19 protein-coding genes are annotated in these 19,352 nt (G+C 66.8%); 9 read left to right on the top strand and 10 right to left on the bottom strand.

Going from position 1 to position 19,352, the window contains the following annotated elements:
* The first annotated feature begins 9 nt into the window (after positions 1-9).
* Positions 10-513, top strand: a complete 504-nt coding sequence (locus AC1DYU_RS17725) for a DUF2199 domain-containing protein (RefSeq protein ID WP_476792782.1) — start codon at positions 10-12, stop codon at positions 511-513.
* Between the two features lie 49 nt (positions 514-562).
* On the opposite strand, the gene AC1DYU_RS17720 is transcribed toward AC1DYU_RS17725, so the two are convergent.
* From AC1DYU_RS17720 to AC1DYU_RS17700, 5 genes are all read right to left on the bottom strand, one after another.
* Positions 563-829: a hypothetical protein gene (locus tag AC1DYU_RS17720; RefSeq protein WP_476792781.1), complete on the bottom strand. Its 267-nt coding sequence runs from the start codon at positions 827-829 to the stop codon at positions 563-565.
* 101 nt (positions 830-930) lie between these two features.
* The gene (locus tag AC1DYU_RS17715) at positions 931-1,719 is read right to left on the bottom strand and encodes an ABC transporter permease (RefSeq protein WP_476792780.1); all 789 of its coding nucleotides are present in this window, start codon (positions 1,717-1,719) and stop codon (positions 931-933) included.
* Entirely contained in the window at positions 1,716-2,621 is a 906-nt protein-coding gene (locus tag AC1DYU_RS17710) for an ABC transporter permease (RefSeq protein WP_476792779.1), read from the bottom strand. The genes AC1DYU_RS17715 and AC1DYU_RS17710 overlap by 4 nt, the downstream gene beginning before the upstream one ends.
* On the bottom strand, positions 2,618-3,772 hold the full coding sequence (locus AC1DYU_RS17705) for an ABC transporter ATP-binding protein (RefSeq protein WP_476792778.1): 1,155 nt from the start codon (positions 3,770-3,772) through the stop codon (positions 2,618-2,620). Before AC1DYU_RS17705 ends, AC1DYU_RS17710 begins: the two co-directional genes overlap by 4 nt.
* 41 nt (positions 3,773-3,813) lie before the next feature.
* A complete protein-coding gene (locus tag AC1DYU_RS17700; RefSeq protein WP_476792777.1) occupies positions 3,814-4,926 on the bottom strand; it encodes a polyamine ABC transporter substrate-binding protein in 1,113 nt (370 codons plus the stop codon).
* A gap of 100 nt (positions 4,927-5,026) precedes the next feature.
* On the opposite strand from AC1DYU_RS17700, the gene AC1DYU_RS17695 reads away from it, so the two are divergent.
* Positions 5,027-5,794: a DUF3750 domain-containing protein gene (locus tag AC1DYU_RS17695; RefSeq protein WP_476792776.1), complete on the top strand. Its 768-nt coding sequence runs from the start codon at positions 5,027-5,029 to the stop codon at positions 5,792-5,794.
* A 32-nt stretch (positions 5,795-5,826) separates the two neighbouring features.
* On the opposite strand, the gene AC1DYU_RS17690 is transcribed toward AC1DYU_RS17695, so the two are convergent.
* The gene (locus tag AC1DYU_RS17690; protein ID WP_476792775.1) at positions 5,827-6,609 is read right to left on the bottom strand and encodes a lytic transglycosylase domain-containing protein; all 783 of its coding nucleotides are present in this window, start codon (positions 6,607-6,609) and stop codon (positions 5,827-5,829) included.
* Between the two features lie 50 nt (positions 6,610-6,659).
* Positions 6,660-7,943: a cystathionine gamma-synthase family protein gene (locus AC1DYU_RS17685; RefSeq protein ID WP_476792774.1), complete on the bottom strand. Its 1,284-nt coding sequence runs from the start codon at positions 7,941-7,943 to the stop codon at positions 6,660-6,662.
* 156 nt (positions 7,944-8,099) lie between these two features.
* On the opposite strand from AC1DYU_RS17685, the gene AC1DYU_RS17680 reads away from it, so the two are divergent.
* Complete coding sequence (locus AC1DYU_RS17680; protein WP_476792773.1) at positions 8,100-8,558, top strand: Lrp/AsnC family transcriptional regulator; 459 nt, start codon at positions 8,100-8,102, stop codon at positions 8,556-8,558.
* Between the two features lie 369 nt (positions 8,559-8,927).
* Here the strand turns inward: AC1DYU_RS17680 and AC1DYU_RS17675 are convergent, their stop codons facing one another.
* Positions 8,928-9,947, bottom strand: a complete 1,020-nt coding sequence (locus tag AC1DYU_RS17675; protein ID WP_476792772.1) for an alpha/beta hydrolase — start codon at positions 9,945-9,947, stop codon at positions 8,928-8,930.
* 98 nt (positions 9,948-10,045) lie between these two features.
* Complete coding sequence (locus tag AC1DYU_RS17670) at positions 10,046-11,239, bottom strand: alpha/beta hydrolase (protein WP_476792771.1); 1,194 nt, start codon at positions 11,237-11,239, stop codon at positions 10,046-10,048.
* An 89-nt stretch (positions 11,240-11,328) separates the two neighbouring features.
* Between AC1DYU_RS17670 and meaB the strand changes: the two genes are divergently transcribed.
* The 3 genes from meaB to AC1DYU_RS17655 are packed head-to-tail and all read left to right on the top strand — an operon-like array spanning position 11,329 to position 14,402.
* The gene (meaB, locus tag AC1DYU_RS17665; protein ID WP_476792906.1) at positions 11,329-12,315 is read left to right on the top strand and encodes a methylmalonyl Co-A mutase-associated GTPase MeaB; all 987 of its coding nucleotides are present in this window, start codon (positions 11,329-11,331) and stop codon (positions 12,313-12,315) included.
* Between the two features lie 19 nt (positions 12,316-12,334).
* Positions 12,335-12,955: a pyroglutamyl-peptidase I family protein gene (locus tag AC1DYU_RS17660; RefSeq protein WP_476792770.1), complete on the top strand. Its 621-nt coding sequence runs from the start codon at positions 12,335-12,337 to the stop codon at positions 12,953-12,955.
* A gap of 55 nt (positions 12,956-13,010) precedes the next feature.
* Positions 13,011-14,402 carry a TIGR03808 family TAT-translocated repetitive protein gene (locus AC1DYU_RS17655; protein WP_476792769.1) on the top strand — a complete coding sequence of 464 codons (1,392 nt, stop codon included), beginning with the start codon at positions 13,011-13,013 and terminating at the stop codon, positions 14,400-14,402.
* On the opposite strand, the gene AC1DYU_RS17650 is transcribed toward AC1DYU_RS17655, so the two are convergent.
* Positions 14,399-15,400, bottom strand: a complete 1,002-nt coding sequence (locus tag AC1DYU_RS17650; protein ID WP_476792768.1) for an asparaginase — start codon at positions 15,398-15,400, stop codon at positions 14,399-14,401. The genes AC1DYU_RS17655 and AC1DYU_RS17650 overlap by 4 nt on opposite strands.
* A 182-nt stretch (positions 15,401-15,582) precedes the next feature.
* Here AC1DYU_RS17650 and AC1DYU_RS17645 point away from each other — a divergent pair, with 182 nt between their 5' ends.
* The 3 genes from AC1DYU_RS17645 (at position 15,583) to AC1DYU_RS17635 (ending at position 19,324) form a co-directional block, all read left to right on the top strand.
* Positions 15,583-16,407 carry an alpha/beta hydrolase gene (locus AC1DYU_RS17645; protein WP_476792767.1) on the top strand — a complete coding sequence of 275 codons (825 nt, stop codon included), beginning with the start codon at positions 15,583-15,585 and terminating at the stop codon, positions 16,405-16,407.
* A gap of 117 nt (positions 16,408-16,524) precedes the next feature.
* Positions 16,525-16,761 carry an Lrp/AsnC ligand binding domain-containing protein gene (locus AC1DYU_RS17640; RefSeq protein WP_038361355.1) on the top strand — a complete coding sequence of 79 codons (237 nt, stop codon included), beginning with the start codon at positions 16,525-16,527 and terminating at the stop codon, positions 16,759-16,761.
* Between the two features lie 268 nt (positions 16,762-17,029).
* On the top strand, positions 17,030-19,324 hold the full coding sequence (locus AC1DYU_RS17635; RefSeq protein WP_476792766.1) for an NADP-dependent malic enzyme: 2,295 nt from the start codon (positions 17,030-17,032) through the stop codon (positions 19,322-19,324).
* The last annotated feature ends 28 nt before the right edge of the window (positions 19,325-19,352 follow it).

Here is a 19,352-nt window from a genome sequence, read left to right as displayed (position 1 = left end):
GGGTCGCAAATGTTCCGCTTCAAATGCGCAAGCTGCGGTCAGTGGCATGAGGGCATGCCTGCCTTCGGCCCACACGCACCTGCACGCTATTTCGACATCACCGAAGCGGAGCGGGCGACACGCACGCTACTGAGCAGCGATCAGTGCATTATCGACGATCGCGAGTTCTATGTGCTGGCTCGGCTGGAGATTCCGGTTGTTGGGCTTGATGAGTGTTTCGCCTGGCTGATGTGGGTTGCACTCAGCGAGGCCAGCTATGCAGCCTATGAACGGTCCTACGAATGGGTGGAGCGTAACCATATCGGCCCATTCTTTGCGTGGATCGTCGATGACCTGCCGCTCTATCCGGCCACCGCAGGGCTCAAGTCCATGATCCACTTGCGGAATCACGGAATGAGACCTTGGGTGGAACTCGAACCCGACAGCCACCCGCTAGCGCTGGATCAGGCCAACGGCATCTCTGCCGAGCGGGCCGCGGAAATCGTCGCCTTCTGCCTTCATAGCGAAGACTGATCTCGCGGAGCGGCAGGCTGAGTGTACCCAGCCTGCCGCTGTCGCCGTCTCACCTCCAGCCGTAGCCGTAACCGTAGCGCGGCGGGGGCGACCGGAAGCCATGGCCGTCATGGGAGTGCTGCCAGCGGCGGCGGCCCCAATAGCCGTGGAAGGCCGGCGGCGGTGAACGCCAGCCATAGGCCGGCGTATCGCGACCCAGCTCATAGCGCTGGCCGAAGGCTTCGGCGGGGCCGACCGTCATGACGCTGGCTGCGGCCAGGGCCGCGGCACCGATGGCAAGGCTGGCTAGGCTGGTCGCGGCGAACTTGCGGAACATGGTCCTCGTCCTGTCTGGTGGCCCGGGGACATCCCCTTGCCTGACATGGACCATCGCATGCCGCGTCTGAACGGCCGTTGAGGCCGGCGTTCACCCGCCGTTTAGCCGCCCACAGCCTGACCGCGCTTCAGCAGCAGCGAGGCGGCGATCACGGCCAGCGCGACGGCGCCGATCATCAGCGTGCAGGCGGCGTTGATCTCCGGCGAGACGCCGAGCCTGATCGCCGAATAGAGCCGCATCGGCAGGGTGGTCGCGCCCGGCCCGGTGGTGAAGCTCGCAATGACGAGATCGTCCAGCGAAAGCGTGAAGGCCAACATCCAGGCGGCCGCGACCGCCGGCCAGATCAGGGGGAGCGTCACGGTCCAGAACGTCACCAGCGGCGTCGCACCGAGATCGCGAGCAGCTTCCTCCAACGAGCGGTCGAAGCCGGCGAGCCGCGCCTGCACCACGATGCAGGCGAAGCCCAGGCTGAAGGTCGCGTGGGCGATCGTCACCGTCCAGAAGCCGCGCTCGACATCAACAGCCACGAAGAGCAGCAGCAGCGACAGGCCGGTGATGACCTCGGGCATGACCAGCGGCGCCAGCACCATCCCGGAGAACATCACCCGGCCCCGGAAGGGGCCATGCCGCGCCAGCGCCAGCGCCGCCAGCGTGCCGAGCAGCGTCGCCAGCGTCGCGGAGACGAAGGCCAGCCTGATGCTCAGCCATGCGGCGTCGAGCAAGGGCTGGTTCGACAGCAGGGCGCCATACCAATGCGTCGAGAACCCGCCCCAGACCGTGACCAGCCGCGAGGCATTGAAGGAATAGGCGACGAGCGCCAGGATCGGCAGATAGAGGAAGGCAAACCCGACGACGAGGGCGAGGATCAGGCCGGGGCCGAGCCGCTTCACGGGCCGCCTCCTCGCGCCAGCCTCGCACGCTGAAGCAAAGCGAGCGGCAGCACGAGCACGATCAGCAGCACGATCGCGACAGTCGAAGCCAGCGGCCAGTCGCGGTTCGAGAAAAACTCGTTCCAGAGCACCTTGCCGATCATCACCGTATCTGGACCGCCCAGCAGATCGGGGATCACGAACTCGCCGACCGAAGGGATGAAGACGAGTGCCGCGCCAGCCAGAATGCCCGGCAGAGACAGCGGCAGCGTCACGGTCAGAAAGGCGGTCGCCGGCGTCGCGCCGAGATCGGCGGCTGCTTCCAGCAGGCTGCGATCGAGCTTTTCCAGCGTCGCGTAAAGCGGCAGCACCATGAAGGGCAGGTAGGAATAGACCATGCCGATCAGCACGGCGGCTTCGGTGTTCAGGAGCCGCAGCGGCTCGCTGGTGAGGCCGAGCCCGCCGAGCACCATGTCGAGCAGGCCTTCGGGGCGCAGGATGCCGATCCAGGCGTAGACCCTGATCAGGAACGAGGTCCAAAACGGCAAAACCACGAGCACGAGCAGGACCGGCCGCCAATGCCGGGGGGCCGCAGCCATCGCATAGGCGAGCGGGTAACCGATCGCGAGCGAGATCAGCGTCGTCAGCCCCGCCAGGCGCAGGGACTGGAGATAGCTGTCGCGGTAGAGCGCATCGTCGGCGAGCAGGCGGAAATTCTCGAGATCGAGCTTGCCGATGAACTCCCGAAGCGTCGCGAAACCCTCAAAATGCGGCGCATAGGGCGGTAGCGCGGTGTCGGCGTCCGACAGCGCCATGCGCAGCACGATCGCGAAGGGAGCGAGGAAGAACAGCAGCAGCCAGAGATAGGGCACCGCCACGACGAGGCGGCTCCACCGCGCCGCAAGGGCAGCTGGCGCGCTCATGGCGGCAGCACCAGCCCGGCCTCGACGTCCCAGGAGAGCCAAACCTTGTCCTCCCAGGCGAAGGGCCGCGCCGCCCGGCGCGTGCGGTTGGTCAGCGCCACCTTCATCAGCCGGCCACCCTCGCCGCCGACCATGACCTGGACCATGGTGACGTCGCCGAGATAGCCGATGTCCCAGATTTCGCCCGGCACCTTATTGAAGGACTGCGCCGGCTCGTCATGGCTGAGGTCGATCTTCTCCGGCCGGAGGCCAATAAGGACGGCGGCGCCGATCGAGAGCGCCGGTACTTCCTCGTCGAACTCGACCGTGCCGGCGATCCCGGTCTCGACCCTGACCAGATCGCCCTCGACCGCGACGACCCTGCCCTTCAGCACATTGATGTCGCCGACGAACTCGGCGACGTAGCGGTTGACCGGCGCCTCGTAGATCACATCGGGCGGGCCGATCTGGACGAGCCGGCCATGGTCCATCACCGCCATGCGGTCGGCCATCGTCATGGCCTCGTCCTGGTCATGGGTGACGACCATGAAGGTGGTGCCGAGCTCGCTCTGCAGATCCATCAGCTCGAACTGCGTCGCCTCGCGCAGCTTGCGGTCGAGCGCTGCCATCGGCTCGTCGAGCAGCAGCAGCTTCGGCCGCTTGGCGAGCGCGCGGGCGAGCGCGACGCGCTGGCGCTGGCCGCCCGAAAGCTGGTCTGGCCGGCGTCTGCCGAGACCGTCGAGCTTCACCAGCGCCAGCATCTCCGCGACACGCTGCGCGATCTCGGCACGCGGAAGTCCCTCGCGCTTCAGCCCATAGGCGATGTTGTCGGCCACGCTGAGATGCGGAAACAGCGCATAGGACTGGAACATCATGTTGACCGGCCGCAGATGCGGCGGCACGGCCGTGATGTCGACGCCATCGAGCAGGATCTCGCCGGCATCGGGTTGCTCGAATCCGGCCAGCATGCGCATCAGCGTGGTCTTGCCGCAGCCGGATGGGCCGAGCAACGCGAAGAATTCGCGCGGATAAAGCGACAGCGACACCTCGGACACCGCCGTGACGCTGCCGAAGCGCTTGGTGACGCCGCGAAACTCGACCAGCGGCTTCGCGGTCGGGTCGTTCCAGGGCTGGAAGGCCCGGCGCAGGCTGCCGGGCGAGGATCTGCGCATCGCGGCCGCGCCCTCTCCTGCTCTGGTCGGTTTTGCTCCGGTCACTTGCCGGTCTTCACCCGCGTCCACAGCCGGTTGACCAGCCGCTGCGACTTCTGGTCGTAGGGCGTGATCGTGTAGAGCCGGCCCATCACGGCCTCGGGCGGGTAGATGCCGGGGTTGCCGCGCACCGCAGGCGAAAGCAGCGGCTGCGAGGCGAGATTGCCGTTGGCGTACTGGATGAAGTCAGAATTCTTCGCCGCCATCGCTGGGCGGTTGACGAAATCGATGAATGTCAGCGCCGCTTCCGGGTTGCCGGCGTCCTTCGGGATGACGAAGGAATCGAACCACATCAGCGCCCCCTCCTTGGGGATTGCATAGGCGATCTCGACCTTGTTCTTCGCCTCCTCGGCCCGCTTCCTGGCTTGCAGCACGTCGCCGGAATAGCCGACCGCGAGGCAGATATCGCCATTGGCGAGTGCGTTGATATATTCCGACGAATGGAATTTCTGGATATGCGGCCTGATCTTGCGCAGCAGGTCGCCGGCCTTGTTGAGATCGGCCTCGACCTTGGAATCCGGGTTCAGCCCGAGATAGCGCAGGGCGGCCGGGAACATCTCCTCGACCGCGTCCAGCACATGCACGCCGCAATTGGAGAGCTTCTTTAACTGGTCGGGCTCGAACAGGATCTTCCAGCTATCGATGACGGCGTCTGACCCGAGCCGTTCCCTGATCTTGGCGACGTTGTAGCCGATGCCGGTCGTGCCCCACATGTAGTTCACGGCGAACTTGTTGCCGGGATCATATTTGGCGAGGCGGCCCTGAATCTCGGGCCAGGCGTTCTTGAGGTTCGGAACCTTCGCGGCGTCGATCGGAGCGTAGAGCCCCAACGGGATATGGCGCGGCAGGAATGAGGCCGTGACGACGATCAGGTCGTAGCCGGTCTTGCCAGCAAGCAGCTTCGTCTCGACCGTCTCCATCTGGTCGAAGGTGTCGTAGACGACGGTGATCCCGGTCTCCTTCTTGAAGGCGTCCAGCACGTCGGGATCGACATAATCCGACCAGTTGTAGATGCGCAGTTCCTTGTTCTGCGCGCCGGCCGAGCCTGGAGCCAGAAGCGAAAGCCCCAGCGCCGCACACGATACGATCCCCTTCAGCCAGCTCCTCGCGGTCATGATCCGTCCGATTCCCCCTTTGGCGACGGCGCCGAAGCTAGCAGCTTGGCCACGCGCCTCAAGCCGTTGTGATCCGGCACGGCCGGCAAACGACCTTGCGATGCAACAAGGCTGCCACATATCATGGCCCATGCGCCCCGCCCGGCTTGTTCCCCTGCTTTTCCTGCTGCTGTTCGTCCTGCCTTTGGCCACCCATGCCGCGTGGTGGTCAATGCAGGCCAACGCAGATGACTGGCAGCGGGCCGACTGGTCGAGCGCCAAGCTCCTCCCCGCCGCTTCCATCGAGCCGGAGGCGACCGTGCATGTCTTCGCCGCCCGCGTTGGGCGGTGGCGTGGCGTCTTCGCGCATCATTCCTGGGTGGTGGTGAAGGAGGCCGGCGCCAGCGCCTATACCCGCTTCGACGTCGTCGGCTGGGGCACGCCGGTGCGTGTCAACCATCGCGAGGCGGATGGCCGCTGGTACGGCAATGTGCCCGAACTCGTGGTCGAGATTCGGGGCGAAGCGGCGCAGCGACTGATCCCGCGCATTCGCGGGGCCGTGAAAGGCTATGCCTATTCCACCAATGGCAGTTACAGCGCCTGGCCCGGCCCGAACTCGAACAGCTTCGTCCAGCATGTGATGGCCGAGGTGCCCGAACTCGCGCAGGCGCTGCCGCCCACTGCGATCGGCAAGGACTGGCGCGACGACGGGATCTTCGCCGGACTGACTCCCAGCCGCACCGGCGTACAAGCCTCGCTCTACGGGCTGGCCGGCATCACCATCGGCTGGGTCGAGGGCGTCGAGGTCAACCTGCTCGGGCTGGTGGCAGGGCTGGACCTGCGCCATCCCGCACTGAAGCTGCCTGGCTGGGGACGGATCGGCGTCTGAACGCGATCCGCCCCAGTCCCGCCCTTGTCGCGCTAGTTCCGTAGCACAGCGCAGTTCCCTCCAACGCGCCTGAGCCGGTCGCAGAATACGCTCGCCTCGCGCGCGGTCTGCATCGGCAGGCGGACGCGATAGAACGGCGCGCGGCCACGCCCGGCAATGCGCGAGCCAAGGATCAGCGTCGGCCGGTCCGCCAGCAGTGAGGAAAAGCGCTGGGTGAGCGTTTGATAGGACCGGATCGCACGGGCCTTCGAGACATTGCCGGCGAGCTGGACGCCAAAGGGCGCATAGACGCCCTCGATCAGTGAAGGCGGCGCCGAGCGGCGGATCGACGCCACGGTCGGCAGGCAGTCGGTCTTGTCGATCGTAGCATCGGGTGGCGCCTCGCCGGCCGCCGGGCGCCATTCTTCGACGCTGCGGCCGGTGATGAAGCGCACATAGCCTTGCGTCTCCAGCGGCAGGCCACCGCCCTGGTTGAGCCAGCGCGAAAGCCGCGCCGGCCCGGCATTATAGGCGGCGGCAAGGCCGAGATTGCCGAACTGAGCCTTCAGCGCGGCGAGATAAGCGGCCGAGGCCGGGATCGCGGCTTCCGGATCGAACGGGTCGGCGAGGCCGCGCTCGGTCGCCGTGCCTGGCATGAACTGCGCGACGCCCTGCGCCCCGGCGCGGCTGGTGACGTCGGGCCGGAAGCTGCTCTCGCGCCAGATCAGCCGGGTGAAGAAGGCGACCGGCAGGTCATGGTCGCCGGCCGCCCGTTCGATCAGCCGGCAGATCGTTTCCGCGACGCTATCCTGCGACTCGGATGCAAAGGCCGGCATGGCGGCGAAAGACGCCGCGCAGGTGAGAGCGGCGAAAAGCGCCGCCCGCCTCACACCGCCTCCAGCGCCTGCGCCAGATCCGAGATCAGATCCTCGATGTTCTCGATGCCCACCGAGATGCGGATCAGCGCGTCGGTCAGCCCGATCTCCTCGCGAAGCTCCCTGGCGACACCCGAATGCGTCATCGCGGCAGGATGCGAGACCAGCGTCTCGGTGCCGCCGAGCGAGACCGCGAGCTTCATGATCTGGAGGTTGTCGAGCAGGGCGAAGGCCTCCTTCTCGCCACCGACGACGTCGAAGGCGAAGGTCGAGCCGGCTGCCGTGCATTGCCGGTCGAAGACGGCCTTGCGCGGGTCGCCATCCCTGAGATCGCCGAGATAATGCACCTTCGCCACCTTGGGATGGCTCGACAGGTATTCGGCGACGAGCTTGGCGTTCTCATTGGCGCGGCTCATGCGGATGTCGAGGGTTTCGAGCGAGCGCATCAGCATCCAGCACGAATTCGGATCGAGCTGCGTCCCCAGCGAACCGCGCCAGCTCTTGACCTGCTTGACCAGTTCGTTCGAGCCGCTGATTGAGCCGCCGACGAGATCGGAATGGCCACCGACATATTTCGTCAGCGAGAGCAGCGAGAGGTCGGCGCCCTGCTTCAGCGGCTTCTGGTATTTCGGCCCGAGCATGGTGTTGTCGACCACGACCGGCGGGCGATGGCCCTGCGATTTTTCCAGTTCGTCGGCGATCAGGGCGCAGGCGGCGAGGTCGACCAGCCCGTTGGTCGGGTTCGCCGGCGTCTCGACCAGGATCATGCCGACGCGGCCCTTGGCGGCAGCCGCCTTCGCGGTCTCGCGCATCTGGGCGATGTCGAGACCGTCGGTGAAGCCGAAGGGCGTGACTCCGAAGGCGCCCATCTGGTTCTTCAGCAGGGTTTCGGTGCCGCCATAGAGCGGGCGCGAATGGATGATGGTGTCGCCCGGCCGCAGGAAGGCGAAGCAGGTCGTGGCGATCGCCGCCATGCCGCTGGCGAAGACGGCGCATTTTTCCGCCTCATCCCAGATCGCGAGCCGATCCTCGAGGATCTCCATATTGGGGTGGTTGAAGCGCGAATAGACAAGGCCGGGCTTCTCGCCCGGCTTGGGCTGGCGACGGCCGGAGGTGAAGTCGAAGAAGTCCTTGCCCTGCTGGGCATTCGCGAAAACGAAGGTCGAGGTCAGGAAGATCGGCGGCTTGAGCGAGCCTTCCGACATCGCCGGCGAATAGCCGAAGCCCATCATCAGGGTCTCGGGATGGAGCTTGCGGTTGGCGATGCGATCCTTGTGATAGCTGTCGTCGCTCATGGTGGCCTCGCTGGTTGAACTCTGGCGGGAAACGCGCTCGGTTCGCTCTGGCATCCAAGATAATCCCGCAGCACGGCGATTGCTTGGACGCAACCAACTCCCTATGGAGTCATTTCAGCAACTTACTGCCAATGATCCGTCCAACTGGAGCAGACCATGCTCGATAGCGTCGATCGCCGCATGCTGACCGTCCTTCAGGAGGATGGCCGCATCACCAACCAGGACCTGTCGCAGCGGGTCGGCCTCTCGCCGACGCCCTGCCTGCGCCGACTGAAGCGTCTCGAGGACACCGGCGTCATCCAGGGCTATTCGGCGATCGTCGATCCCAAGGCCTATGGCCTGCCCTTCAGCGTTTTCGTCTCGGTGCGGCTGTCGCAACAGACGCAGGAGCACATCTCCGAATTCGAGAAGGCCGTCGAGGGCTGGAGCGAAGTCACCGAATGCTACCTGATGACCGGCTCGCAGGACTACCTGCTGCGCGTGCTGACCGATGGCATCGAGGGCTATGAGCGCTTCCTGAAGCAGAAGATGACGCGGCTGAAATGCATCCAGTCGGTCGAATCCAACTTTGCCCTGGCCACCGTCAAGAGGCGCATTGGCCTGCCGCCGATCTGAGGGTTGTGAGCAACACCGACCAGCCCCCAAACCCGCTCGACGACGTGAGGTTCAGCCGTTTCCAGAGGGGCGACGCATCTTCCAGAAGCCGATCGCCATCAAGGCAACGCTGAGCGCGATAGGCGGCAGAAATATCCGAAGCGCATCTCGCCCCAGGTCGAGCCTGACGGTGCGGCACCCGCTGGTGTTCATCTCACACCCGAAGCCGCTCAGGAGGTACCAGGCCGCGAAGGTGAGGACGATGATGAGAACGCCAAGCGCGAGGATAATGCGGGGCCACATCCAGCGACACTACGAATGACGCAGGGGCACCGCAAGCCGTCCGGATCGAGCAGCCACCCTCGTCCGCTTCAATCCGAGCCGAAGGGGTCAGGCGCCGGCGCGATCCATCGCCCGGCGCACCACCTGCGTGACCTCGCTGTCGGAGAGGAAGAGGTCGTGGCGCAGCATGCTCCAGCCCCGCCCTTGCGTGTCGGCGACTCGAACGCCCAGCGCCTCCAGGCGAGAACGATCCGCCGTACCGGCGCGGGCGACGCCACCGGCCAGCCGAGAGGAGATCGCCAGCGCCCGGTCGCCGGGATCGATGATCAGCGTCATGCGGCGGGCCAGCGGACCGAGCTTGCCGACGGTCTGCTCGAAAGCGTCGATGTCGACATCGGGCGAGGCCAGCACGACCGAGCCGATGCGGGCATAGACATCGGCCGATTCGCGCAGCTCGCGCAGGCCTTCCAGCGTCAGGAAGGTGCCCATCGAATGCGCGACGATATGGATGCGGCCGACGGTAGGGTTGGCGACCAGCGCCTGCAGCGCCTTGACGAAGCCGTCGCGCGACCAGAGCGCGCTCTCGCGGTCATAGGCATAGTCGAAGAGCTTGCCACCCGAGGGCCAGGAGAAGATCGCCGTGCGGCCCTGGAATTCGAGCGAATGCGAGAGCTGGCCTGCGCTGCGCGCCGCCGATTCGAAGGTCTCGTTATAGCCGTGCACATAGAGCAGCACGTCGCGCCCGGTCGCCGCCTGTGCGAAGGCGCGGCCTGCGTCGCCGGAGGTCTGGCTATCGATGCCGAGCACCGCCCAATCGCCGCTCACGGCAGATGAGACGCGGCCGGAGATGCCGGCACCGGGCGGCGCGAGTCGCGCCTCCGCGAAGGTCAAGGCGCCACGATCCGAACCGAAGAAGGGCTGGCGCGGGCCGATCGCCTTGCGCGTCGTGACGACAAGCAGTTCCGGCTCCTTGCCGAGCGCCGAGGCGTCGGCGCGCGTCGGCTCCGAGAACGGTGAGACGACGGTCTCGGTCTGGGCGCAGGCCGAGAGCGCAAGCGACAGCAGCGCGGCGAGCGCCGCCATACGGCAGGAAGGGGCGTGCCGCGAAAGGGGCATCGTGTCGGTCATCCAGCGTTTGTGAGGGGCCGAGTTGGCCAGCGTCGTCTTAACGACAGGCTAACGCGGCCAGAATGCGGCGAGACGACAGATCGCGCGAAGATCGCGGATCAGCGGGCGCCGGAGATGATCGTAATCGGTGACGTCACGAGCCCCACGGTCGAGCCTACGGTGCCGACCACGCCGCCCGCGATGTCGCCGAGCCTGTCGCCGAACTGGGGTCCGGCTGTGGCGATGCCCCTGTCGGCCTGGAGGCGCTGGCCGATCATCTGCACGACCTTCGGCGAGGAGGCGAACTTGCTGTGGTTCAAATTGTCCCCGGATGCCACTTCCGACAGATCGATGATCCGCGCGCCGAGCTTTTCGAGTTCGGCGATGATCTCGGTGTCCTTTGCGGAGACGGCCCCAAGACGCGTCTTGTCGCCGGCAAAACGCCGCGAAAAGTCCAAAGCGCGGTCGTCTGCCGAGACGAAGACGGTTACCGGGCGCCTGATTTCGCGCATCTGCGTCTTGAACACGTCGAGATCGACATCGGGTGCGGCCAGGATGATGTCGCGCAGCTTGCCGCCGAAGGTGCCATCGCCGCGGATAGCGGCCTGGCGCACGGCCTCCAGTGTCAGCAATGTACCCATCGAATGCGCCAGGATGTCCATGCGCGTGGTCCCGAGATCGCGCGCGATCGCTCGCAGATTGGCCTCGAGGAAATCGCGCGAATAGAACGCGCTCTCGCGATCATAGGGGTAGGCGAGCAACTGCCCGCGCGACGGCCAGGTGAAGAGCACCGGCACGCCCTTGAAGCCCGCATCATGGACGATCTGGGCGAAGCGGAAGGCGGCATCGGCGAAGTTGGTGTTGAAGCCGTGCACGAACACCAGCACGTCGCGCTGCGAGGCCGGCCGGCGCATGATCTCGCGGCGGACATCGGCGACGATCGGCGCAAGGTCGAGCCGCTGCACGCCCGTGACGGTGAAGTGCCTGGCCGGATCGCTCGGGCCGGAATCCGGCAATTCCAGTTCGCCCGGCTTGTGGCTGCGCGGCACCGTGAAGTCGAGACGGGCGAAGGAGAGCCTGGGGCCGCGTTCGCCGCTGAAATAGACCGGCTCGGCAGACGCCTCGCGCGTGGTTGCAACGAAGATCTCGACCTTGCCGGCAATGTCGGTCGAGGGGGTCTTATTCAGTTCCAGCACGCGCGGCGTCCCGCAGGCGGCGAGCGCCAGCGGCACGAGCAACGCCACCGCCAGAACCCGAAGCCGCAAAACCCTACGCATCATCATCGTGGAACTGGTCTCACCGAACCCGCGCATGATCAAGATGCCTGCATGACACAGGCATGAAGCAATCGACCGCAGGGCCGAACCTTGTCGCGCGCCGCCCGGTCTTGCTAGGTGAGATCATGGCCGATCTGCCCTCCCCCGTCGCTGCGCTTGCCCAAGCCCTTCTCGCCGGCGAGCGGGCCGCGCTGGCGCGTGCGATCACGTTGGCGGAATCGCGCCGGGCCGACCATCGCGAGCAGGCGCGGGCCCTGATCCAGCATCTGCTGCCGAAGACAGGAGGCGCGATCCGCGTCGGCATCACCGGCGTCCCCGGTGTCGGCAAATCGACGACGATCGACGCGCTCGGCAGCTACCTGACGGAGAAGGGCCACAAGGTCGCGGTGCTCGCCGTCGATCCATCATCGACCCGAACCGGCGGCTCGATCCTGGGCGACAAGACCCGGATGGCGCGCCTCGCCATCGATCCCAATGCCTATATCCGGCCCTCGCCCTCGTCGGGAACGCTCGGCGGCGTCGCGGCGCGGACGCGCGAGACCATGCTGCTCTGCGAGGCTGCGGGCTTCGACGTCGTCCTCGTCGAGACGGTCGGCGTCGGCCAATCGGAGACGGCGGTCGCCGACCTGACCGATTTCTTCCTGGTGCTGATGCTGCCCAATGCGGGTGACGAGCTGCAGGGCATCAAGAAGGGCATCATCGAGCTCGCCGACATGATCGCCGTCAACAAGGCGGATGGCGCTGGAGCGACCACTGCACGCGCCGCTGCTGCGCAATATCAGGCCGGGCTGCACATCCTCGCGCCGTCCTCGGCGCTATGGTCGCCTCCCGTCGTGACGATCTCCGGCCTGACCGGCGAAGGCCTCGATGCGCTCTGGCGCAAGATCGAGGATCACCGGGCTCGCCACGAGGCCAAGGGGTTGATCACGGAGCGGCGCCACCGGCAGGACGTCAAATGGATGTGGGCAATGGTCGAGGACCGGCTCCAGGCGAAGCTGCGCCACGACCCGGCGCTCAAGGTGCGGACACCGGCGTTGGAGGCGGCCGTGGCGGCCGGTACGCTCGCGCCGACGCTGGCGGCCGAGGAAATCGCCAGGGCGCTGGGGCTTTGATGTGAAGGACGTGCGGCCCATGGATATTCTGGTCACGGGCTTCGGCCCCTTTCCGCGCGTCCGCGTCAATCCGACCGCCACGCTGGCGCGGGCCGTCGCGGCACGGCTGAAGCGCTCCGGCCTCGATGCACAGGCCCTCGTCGTCGAGACCAGCTACGGCGCGGGGCTCCCTGCGCTACGGGCGCATCTGGCGACGACGAAGCCCAGAGCAATGCTGATGCTCGGGCTGGCCGCGCGCGCCCGCTTCGTGCGCGTCGAGCTGTTCGCGCGCGGCCATGCGAGCCCGCTTCATCCCGATGCGACCGGCGGCACGCCGAAAGCTGGCGCGGCCCACTCCAGGACCCTGCCCGCCCGCACTACGGGCAACGCACAAGACGCGCTCGCGACGCTGAGACGCCGCGGCATCCGCAGCCATCTCTCGGCCTCGGCCGGACGCTATCTCTGCGACGCCTGCTATGCGGCGGCTCTTGCAGACACGCGCGCCGCGGGAACGCCGGTGCTGTTCGTGCATGTGCCCTGGCTGCGGCCCGGAGCGGGTCAACATCGGACATCGCGCGTCGTGTCCTTCCGGCCGGGTGCGGCCGCATTGGCCAACAGCCTTGCCGAGATCGGCGCCGCGCTGGCGCGGCGGGGGCGCTAAAGCCCGTCTCGAAACGGCACGGACGGGCGCGGCACGGAGCTTGAACGTTCCGGCCATGATGACGGATCCGACGGCCCTCTCCCGGCGCGCGCTCATCGCGACGGCCCTTTTCGGCACAGCCTCGCTCGCGGCCGCACCAGCGTTCGGCCAGACGCCGGCGCGAACAGGCTCCGGCCCGCTTGGCCAGTTCGGGCTCGATGCGGCACAGTTCGGCCTGCGGGCCGGCTCTGATGACGATCAGTCGCGGCTGCTCCAGAACGCGCTGATCGAGGCGGCCAAACGCGATGCGCCGCTGGTCATCGCGCCGGGGCGCTACCGCATCTCGCGCATCGTGCTGCCCGATGGCGCGCGGCTGATCGGCGTGCCCGGCGCGACGCGGCTCGTCGCGGCGCAGACCGGCCCGCTGCTGCTGGCTCGCGGGCTGGCGCGCGCGGCGCTGTCAGGAATGACGCTGGACGGGCTCGATATCCGCGTCACGGCACGCGAGGGCCTGCTGAATGCCGACGACGTCGCCGATCTCGGCATCCGCGACTGCGCCTTCGTCAGCGCGGGCTCGGTCGGGGTCGCGCTCACCCGGACCGGCGGCAGCGTCGAGGCCAGCCAGTTCCAGACCATGCGTGAGTCGGCCCTGTTCTCGCTGGATTCACGCGGGCTCCAGATCGAGCGCAACCGCGTCGAGGATTGCGGCAACAACGGCATCCAGCTCTGGCGCAGCCAGCCGGGCGACGACCGCTCGATCGTCAGGGGCAACCGCCTCGAGCGCATTCGCGCCGATGCCGGCGGCGACGGCCCCAACGGCAACGGCATCAGCCTCTACAAGGCCGGCGGCGTGATCATCGAGGGCAATTCGCTGCGCGATTGCGCCCTCACCTTCATCCGCAACAATTCCGGCTCGAGCGTGCAGATCCTCGGCAACCAGGGCAAGCGCTGCGGCGAATGCGGGATCTTCTCCGAATTCGCCTTCGAGGGCGCGATCATCGCCAATAACCTTGCCGAGGACTGTGCCCTGGGCGCGAGCATGACCAATCTCGACCATGGCGGACGGCTCAGCGTCTTCGCCAACAACATCATCCGCAATGCCCGCAAGGGCCTCTATCCCGGCGTCAAGGAGCCGATCGGCGGCATGGGCGTCCATGTCGAGGCGGAAGCCGCCGTCACCGGCAACGTCATCGAGGGCGCGAGCGACATCGGCATCTCGCTGGGCTGGTCCTGGGGCATGCGCAACCTCGTCGCGACCGGCAACATGGTGCGCAGGACCGGCATCGGCATCTCGGTCTCGCTGGTCCCCAAGCAGCGCAACGCCCTGATCGCCAGCAACGTCATCACTGATGCGACGCGCGGCGCGGTCGTCGGCACGGAATACGGCAAACCCGTGACGGGCGATTTGACGAAGGCCCCCGACGCACGAGCGGCAGGCGTCAGGGTCGAGAACAACGCGGTCGGTTAAGCCACCCTCGCCGCCCTCACGCGTCCCACTTCGATACCGTTCCAGTTCGTCATCACGCTCTCGCGCAGGGGCGCGAAGCCCGCCTGCTCCGCCTCACTCATCGGCAGGAAGCGCGCGATCAGATCGGCCATGACGACCTCCGCAGCCCGGCCGGCGCCGTCGTCGCATTTCAGGGCGATGCCATAGCCGAGTTCGGGAAGAGCGCCGCAATAGACGCCCTCGGCGCCGGTCTTGATGAAGATGCGCTCGCGCAGCAATTCCATGGCACGGGTGTCGAAGCGGCCGGTGCCGGCGACCATGAAGGGATGGGCGGCTGCCGCCTTACGGATGCGGGTGGCCGCCTTTGCTCGCTGCGGGCCGAAGCCATGGCCGGCACCGAAGCGGGCAAACCCGAGCGCCAGCGCCTTCAGCGGCACGGCATAGGTCGGGATCGAGCAGCCATCCGTGCCCATGAGATCGGCCGAGTGCGTGGCGCCGGTCACCTCTTCCAGCGCGCCGCGCACGGCCTGCTGCACGGGATGGCCGGCCTTGACATAACCGGTCGTATCCTCGTCGAGGCCACAGGCGAGGCAGATGAAGCCGGCATGTTTGCCAGAGCAGTTGTTGTTGAGCGGGGTCGGCTCGCCGCCGGCCCTGGCGATGGCGCGAGCCGCGGCGTCGTTCATCGGCCAATGCGCGCCGCATTCCAGGCAACCTGCATCGCGACCCGCCTTGGCCAGCATGGCGAGGGAGGTCTGCGCATGGAGGGGCTCGCCGGAATGCGAGGACACGGCGAGCGCGATCTCCGGTTCGGTCAGTCCGTAGCGGTCAGCGGCACCGCTCTCGAACAGCGGCAGCGCCTGGAGCGCCTTCACCGCCGAGCGCGGAAACACCGGCCGCTCGACGTCGCCGGCCGAGAACACCACGGCGCCGTCGGCGTCGATCACCAGCGCTGAGCCGCGATGGCGCGATTCGACGGCGTTTCCGCGCGTCACCTCGGCAAGGATCGGGTTGTCCATCGTCGTCTCCGGGTCAGATGTGTCATGCGCGGAACGCGGAGCCTTGTGCCGCCCGGTGCTCGACCTGTCAAAAGGCATCCTCGACCTGTCAAAAGCCATGGCGCAGACTGCGCGCAACTGCCATTCACACATGCCCGCCCGCAACGGCCTGCGTCGGCGCGCGAGGCCAGCCGGAGCCAGGAATGTCGCCCGACTACGAAACGCAATACAACAACCGCGCTCGCGTGCCCGAGCATCCCGGCATCATCGCCGGCTGGGCCAGCGATGCGGCGGCCTACCGGACTGAATCCGTCTGCGAACTCGGCATCGCCTATGGCGAGGGCGAACGCCAGCGCTACGACCTGTTCAAGCCGGAGACGATCCGCAGCCAGTCCATCGTGATGTTCATCCATGGCGGCTATTGGCAGGCGCTCGATCGCAGCTTCTTCTCGCATATGGCGCGGGGGCTGAACCGGCTTGGCGTGCCGGTCGCGGTGGTGGGCTATGATCTCTGCCCGCAGGTCGAGCTTGGCCACATCGTCTGGGAACTGCAGCAGGCGGCAGCCGCGCTGTGGCGACGCTTCTCGTTGCCGGTGGTGGCGACGGGGCACTCGGCCGGCGGCCATCTCGCGGCCTGCCTGCTCGCGACGAACTGGGCCAATGTCGACCCCGATCTGCCGGAACAGCTCGTGCCGGCGGCCTATGGCATTTCCGGCCTCTACAACCTGAAGCCTCTGACCGAGACCAGCATCAACACGGCGCTGGGCCTGAGCTTCGAGGCGGCCGAACGGGAGAGCCCGCTGTTCTGGCCTGCCCCCTCCGGGCTCGTCATGGACGCCGTTGTCGGCGGCGCGGAGAGCGAAGAGTATTTCAAGCAGAGCCGGCGCATCGTCGATGTCTGGGGGCTGTCGGGCGTGCGCACGCGCTATGAGGAGATTGCGCAGGCGAACCATTTCACAGTGCTCGCCGGCCTCCCCGACCCGGAGAACGCCATGACCCGCCGGATCGCCGAACTCGCAGGCGTCTGATTTGACTGCGCTTGATCTGACCATGCCGGAGGCTCTATCCAGAGCCGACAGCATCGGCCCGAAAAGTGGTCCCGGTTTTCGGCAAAGCCGATGCGGCAGAAAGTCCCGGAGTTCCTGATGCAGACCTTCTTCGTCGAGATCAAATGCAAGCTCGGCAAGACCTATGAGGTCGCCAGCGAGCTCGCCGACCGCGAGATCGCCTCGGAGATTTATTCGACTGCGGGCAACTACGACATCCTGGCGAAGTTCCATGTCGCAGCGGACGTCGATATCGGCCATTTCGTCGCCCAGAAGGTGCAGTCGATCCCCGAGATCGCCGACACCCACACGATCATCACCTTCAAGGCGTTTTGAGCGGAAGCCTCACGGGCTGAGCCGCTGGCCGGATACCGCGGCAGGCGATTTGCGAATCGCCGGAGTCACTTGCTGGCGTCCGCTGAGAGGTTGCTTCAGCTCCTTCACAGACTGATTCAACGACGCTGCAGCAGTCCCTCCAGCCTGCCATCGACGCCGGGGCAGACTATAGCTGCGATTAATCCACGCTGCGCGCTTGACGACGTGCCCTCATTCGCGCGACCTCGACTGCTCCTGACATTGAGCCGACGCCGCTGGAGCCACCGCGATGAAGAGCAACCTGTCCCCCGATCTCCGCTCGGGCGCGCTCGTCTATCACCGCCTGCCCCGCCCCGGTAAGATCGAGATCCAGGCGACCAAGCCGCTCGGCAACCAGCGCGACCTCGCGCTCGCCTATTCGCCCGGCGTGGCAGCCGCCTGCGAGGCGATCGTCGACGACCCGAGCCAGGCGGCCGAACTGACCTCGCGCCAGAATCTCGTCGCGGTGATCACCAACGGCACCGCCGTGCTGGGCCTGGGCGACATCGGGCCGCTGGCGTCCAAGCCGGTGATGGAGGGCAAGGCGGTCCTGTTCAAGAAATTCGCCGGGATCGACTGCTTCGACATCGAGGTCGAGCAGAAGAACATCGAGAAATTCGTCGAGGTGGTGGCGGCGCTGGAGCCGACCTTCGGCGGCATCAATCTCGAGGACATCAAGGGTCCGGAATGCTTCGAGATCGAGGAGCAGCTCAAGGCCCGGATGCAGATCCCGGTCTTCCATGACGACCAGCACGGCACCGCGATCATCGTCTCGGCGGCGATCCTGAACGGGCTCGACCTGGCTGAGAAGAAGATCGCCGACGTCAAGATCGTGGTCTCGGGCGCGGGTGCGGCAGCGCTCGCCTGCCTCAACCTGCTGGTCGAGCTCGGTGCGCAACGCAAGAACATCTGGGTCACCGACCTCGAGGGCGTCGTCCACAAGGGCCGCAACACCCTGATGGACCGCTGGAAGGAGGTCTATGCTCAGGAGACCGGTGCCCGCACGCTGGCCGATGTGATCCCCGGCGCCGATGTCTTTCTCGGCCTCTCGGCCGCCGGCGTGCTCAAGCCCGAGATGGCGAAGGCCATGGGGCCGAAGCCGCTGATCCTGGCGCTCGCCAACCCCAATCCCGAGATCACGCCCGAGGATGCGCTGGCGGTGCGCCCCGATGCGATGATCTGCACCGGGCGCTCGGATTATCCGAACCAGGTCAACAACGTCCTGTGCTTCCCTTACATCTTCCGCGGCGCGCTCGACGTGCAGGCGACGACGATCAATGAGGCGATGAAACTCGCCGCCGTGCGCGCCATCGCAGCCCTCGCCCGCGAGGCAACCTCGGACATCGCGGCGCGCGCTTATGGCGGCGAGTCCTCGACCTTCGGGGCGAACTCGCTGATCCCCAACCCGTTCGATCCGCGCCTGATCATCCGCATCGCATCGGCCGTGGCGGAAGCCGCGATGGCAACCGGCGTCGCGCGCAAGCCGCTCGCCGACATCGAGGCCTATCGCGAGGAATTGTCGCGCTTCGTCTTCCGCTCCGGCTTCATCATGAAGCCGCTCTTCGCCCAGGCGAAGGCCGACCCCAAGCGCGTGATCTACGCCGAGGGCGAGGATGAGCGCGTGCTGCGCGCGGCCCAGGTCGCGCTGGAGGAAGGGCTGGCGATCCCGATCCTGATCGGCCGCCCGAGCGTGATCGAGAGCCGTGTGCAGCGCTTCGGCCTGTCGCTGCGGCCGGGCATCGATTTCGAGGTGATCAACCCCGAGGACGACCCGCGCTATCGCGACTACGTCCAGACCTATCTCGACATCGCAGGGCGCCGCGGCGTCACGCCCGAGGCGGCGCGCTCGCTGGTGCGCACCAACAACACCGTGATCGCCGCGCTCGCGGTGGCGCGCGGCGAGGCGGACGCGATGATCACCGGCCTCGAAGGCCGCTTCATGTCGCGGCTGCGGCACATCAAGGACATCATCGGCTTGGCGCCGGGCGTCTGCGACATCTCAGCGATGACGCTGATCATCACCAACAAGGGCGCGTTCTTCCTGGCCGACACCCATGTCAAGAACGACCCGACCGCCGAGGAGATCGCCGATATGACGGTGCTGGCGGCAAGCCATGTCGCGCGCTTCGGCATCGAGCCCAAGATCGCGCTGCTCTCGCATTCGGATTTCGGTGCGGCCGATACGCCGTCTGCCCTCAAGATGCGCAAGGCGCTGGCACTCATCCGCGAGCGCGCGCCGGCACTCGAATGCGACGGCGAGATGGAGGCCGACACGGCGCTCGTCGCCATGATCCGCGAGCGCGTCCTGCCCTCCTCGACGCTGAAGGGGGTGGCGAACGTGCTGATCTTCCCGAATCTCGACGCCGCCAACATCGCCTATCAGTTTGCCAAGGTGCTGGCGGACGCCCTGCCCGTCGGCCCGATCCTGATCGGCGCGGCCAAGCCGGTGCATATCCTCACCGGCAACGTCACGGCGCGCGGCGTCGTCAACATGACGGCGGTCGCGGTCGTCGAAGCGCAGGAGCGGGCGGCGGCGCAAGGCTGACGACGCGATCGGCCATTGCAGCGCCGGC

Source organism: Allobosea sp. P2_B12 (assembly GCF_056404835.1).
Note: the sequence above shows the minus strand (reverse complement) of the source record. Positions and strands in the feature narration are given on the sequence as shown.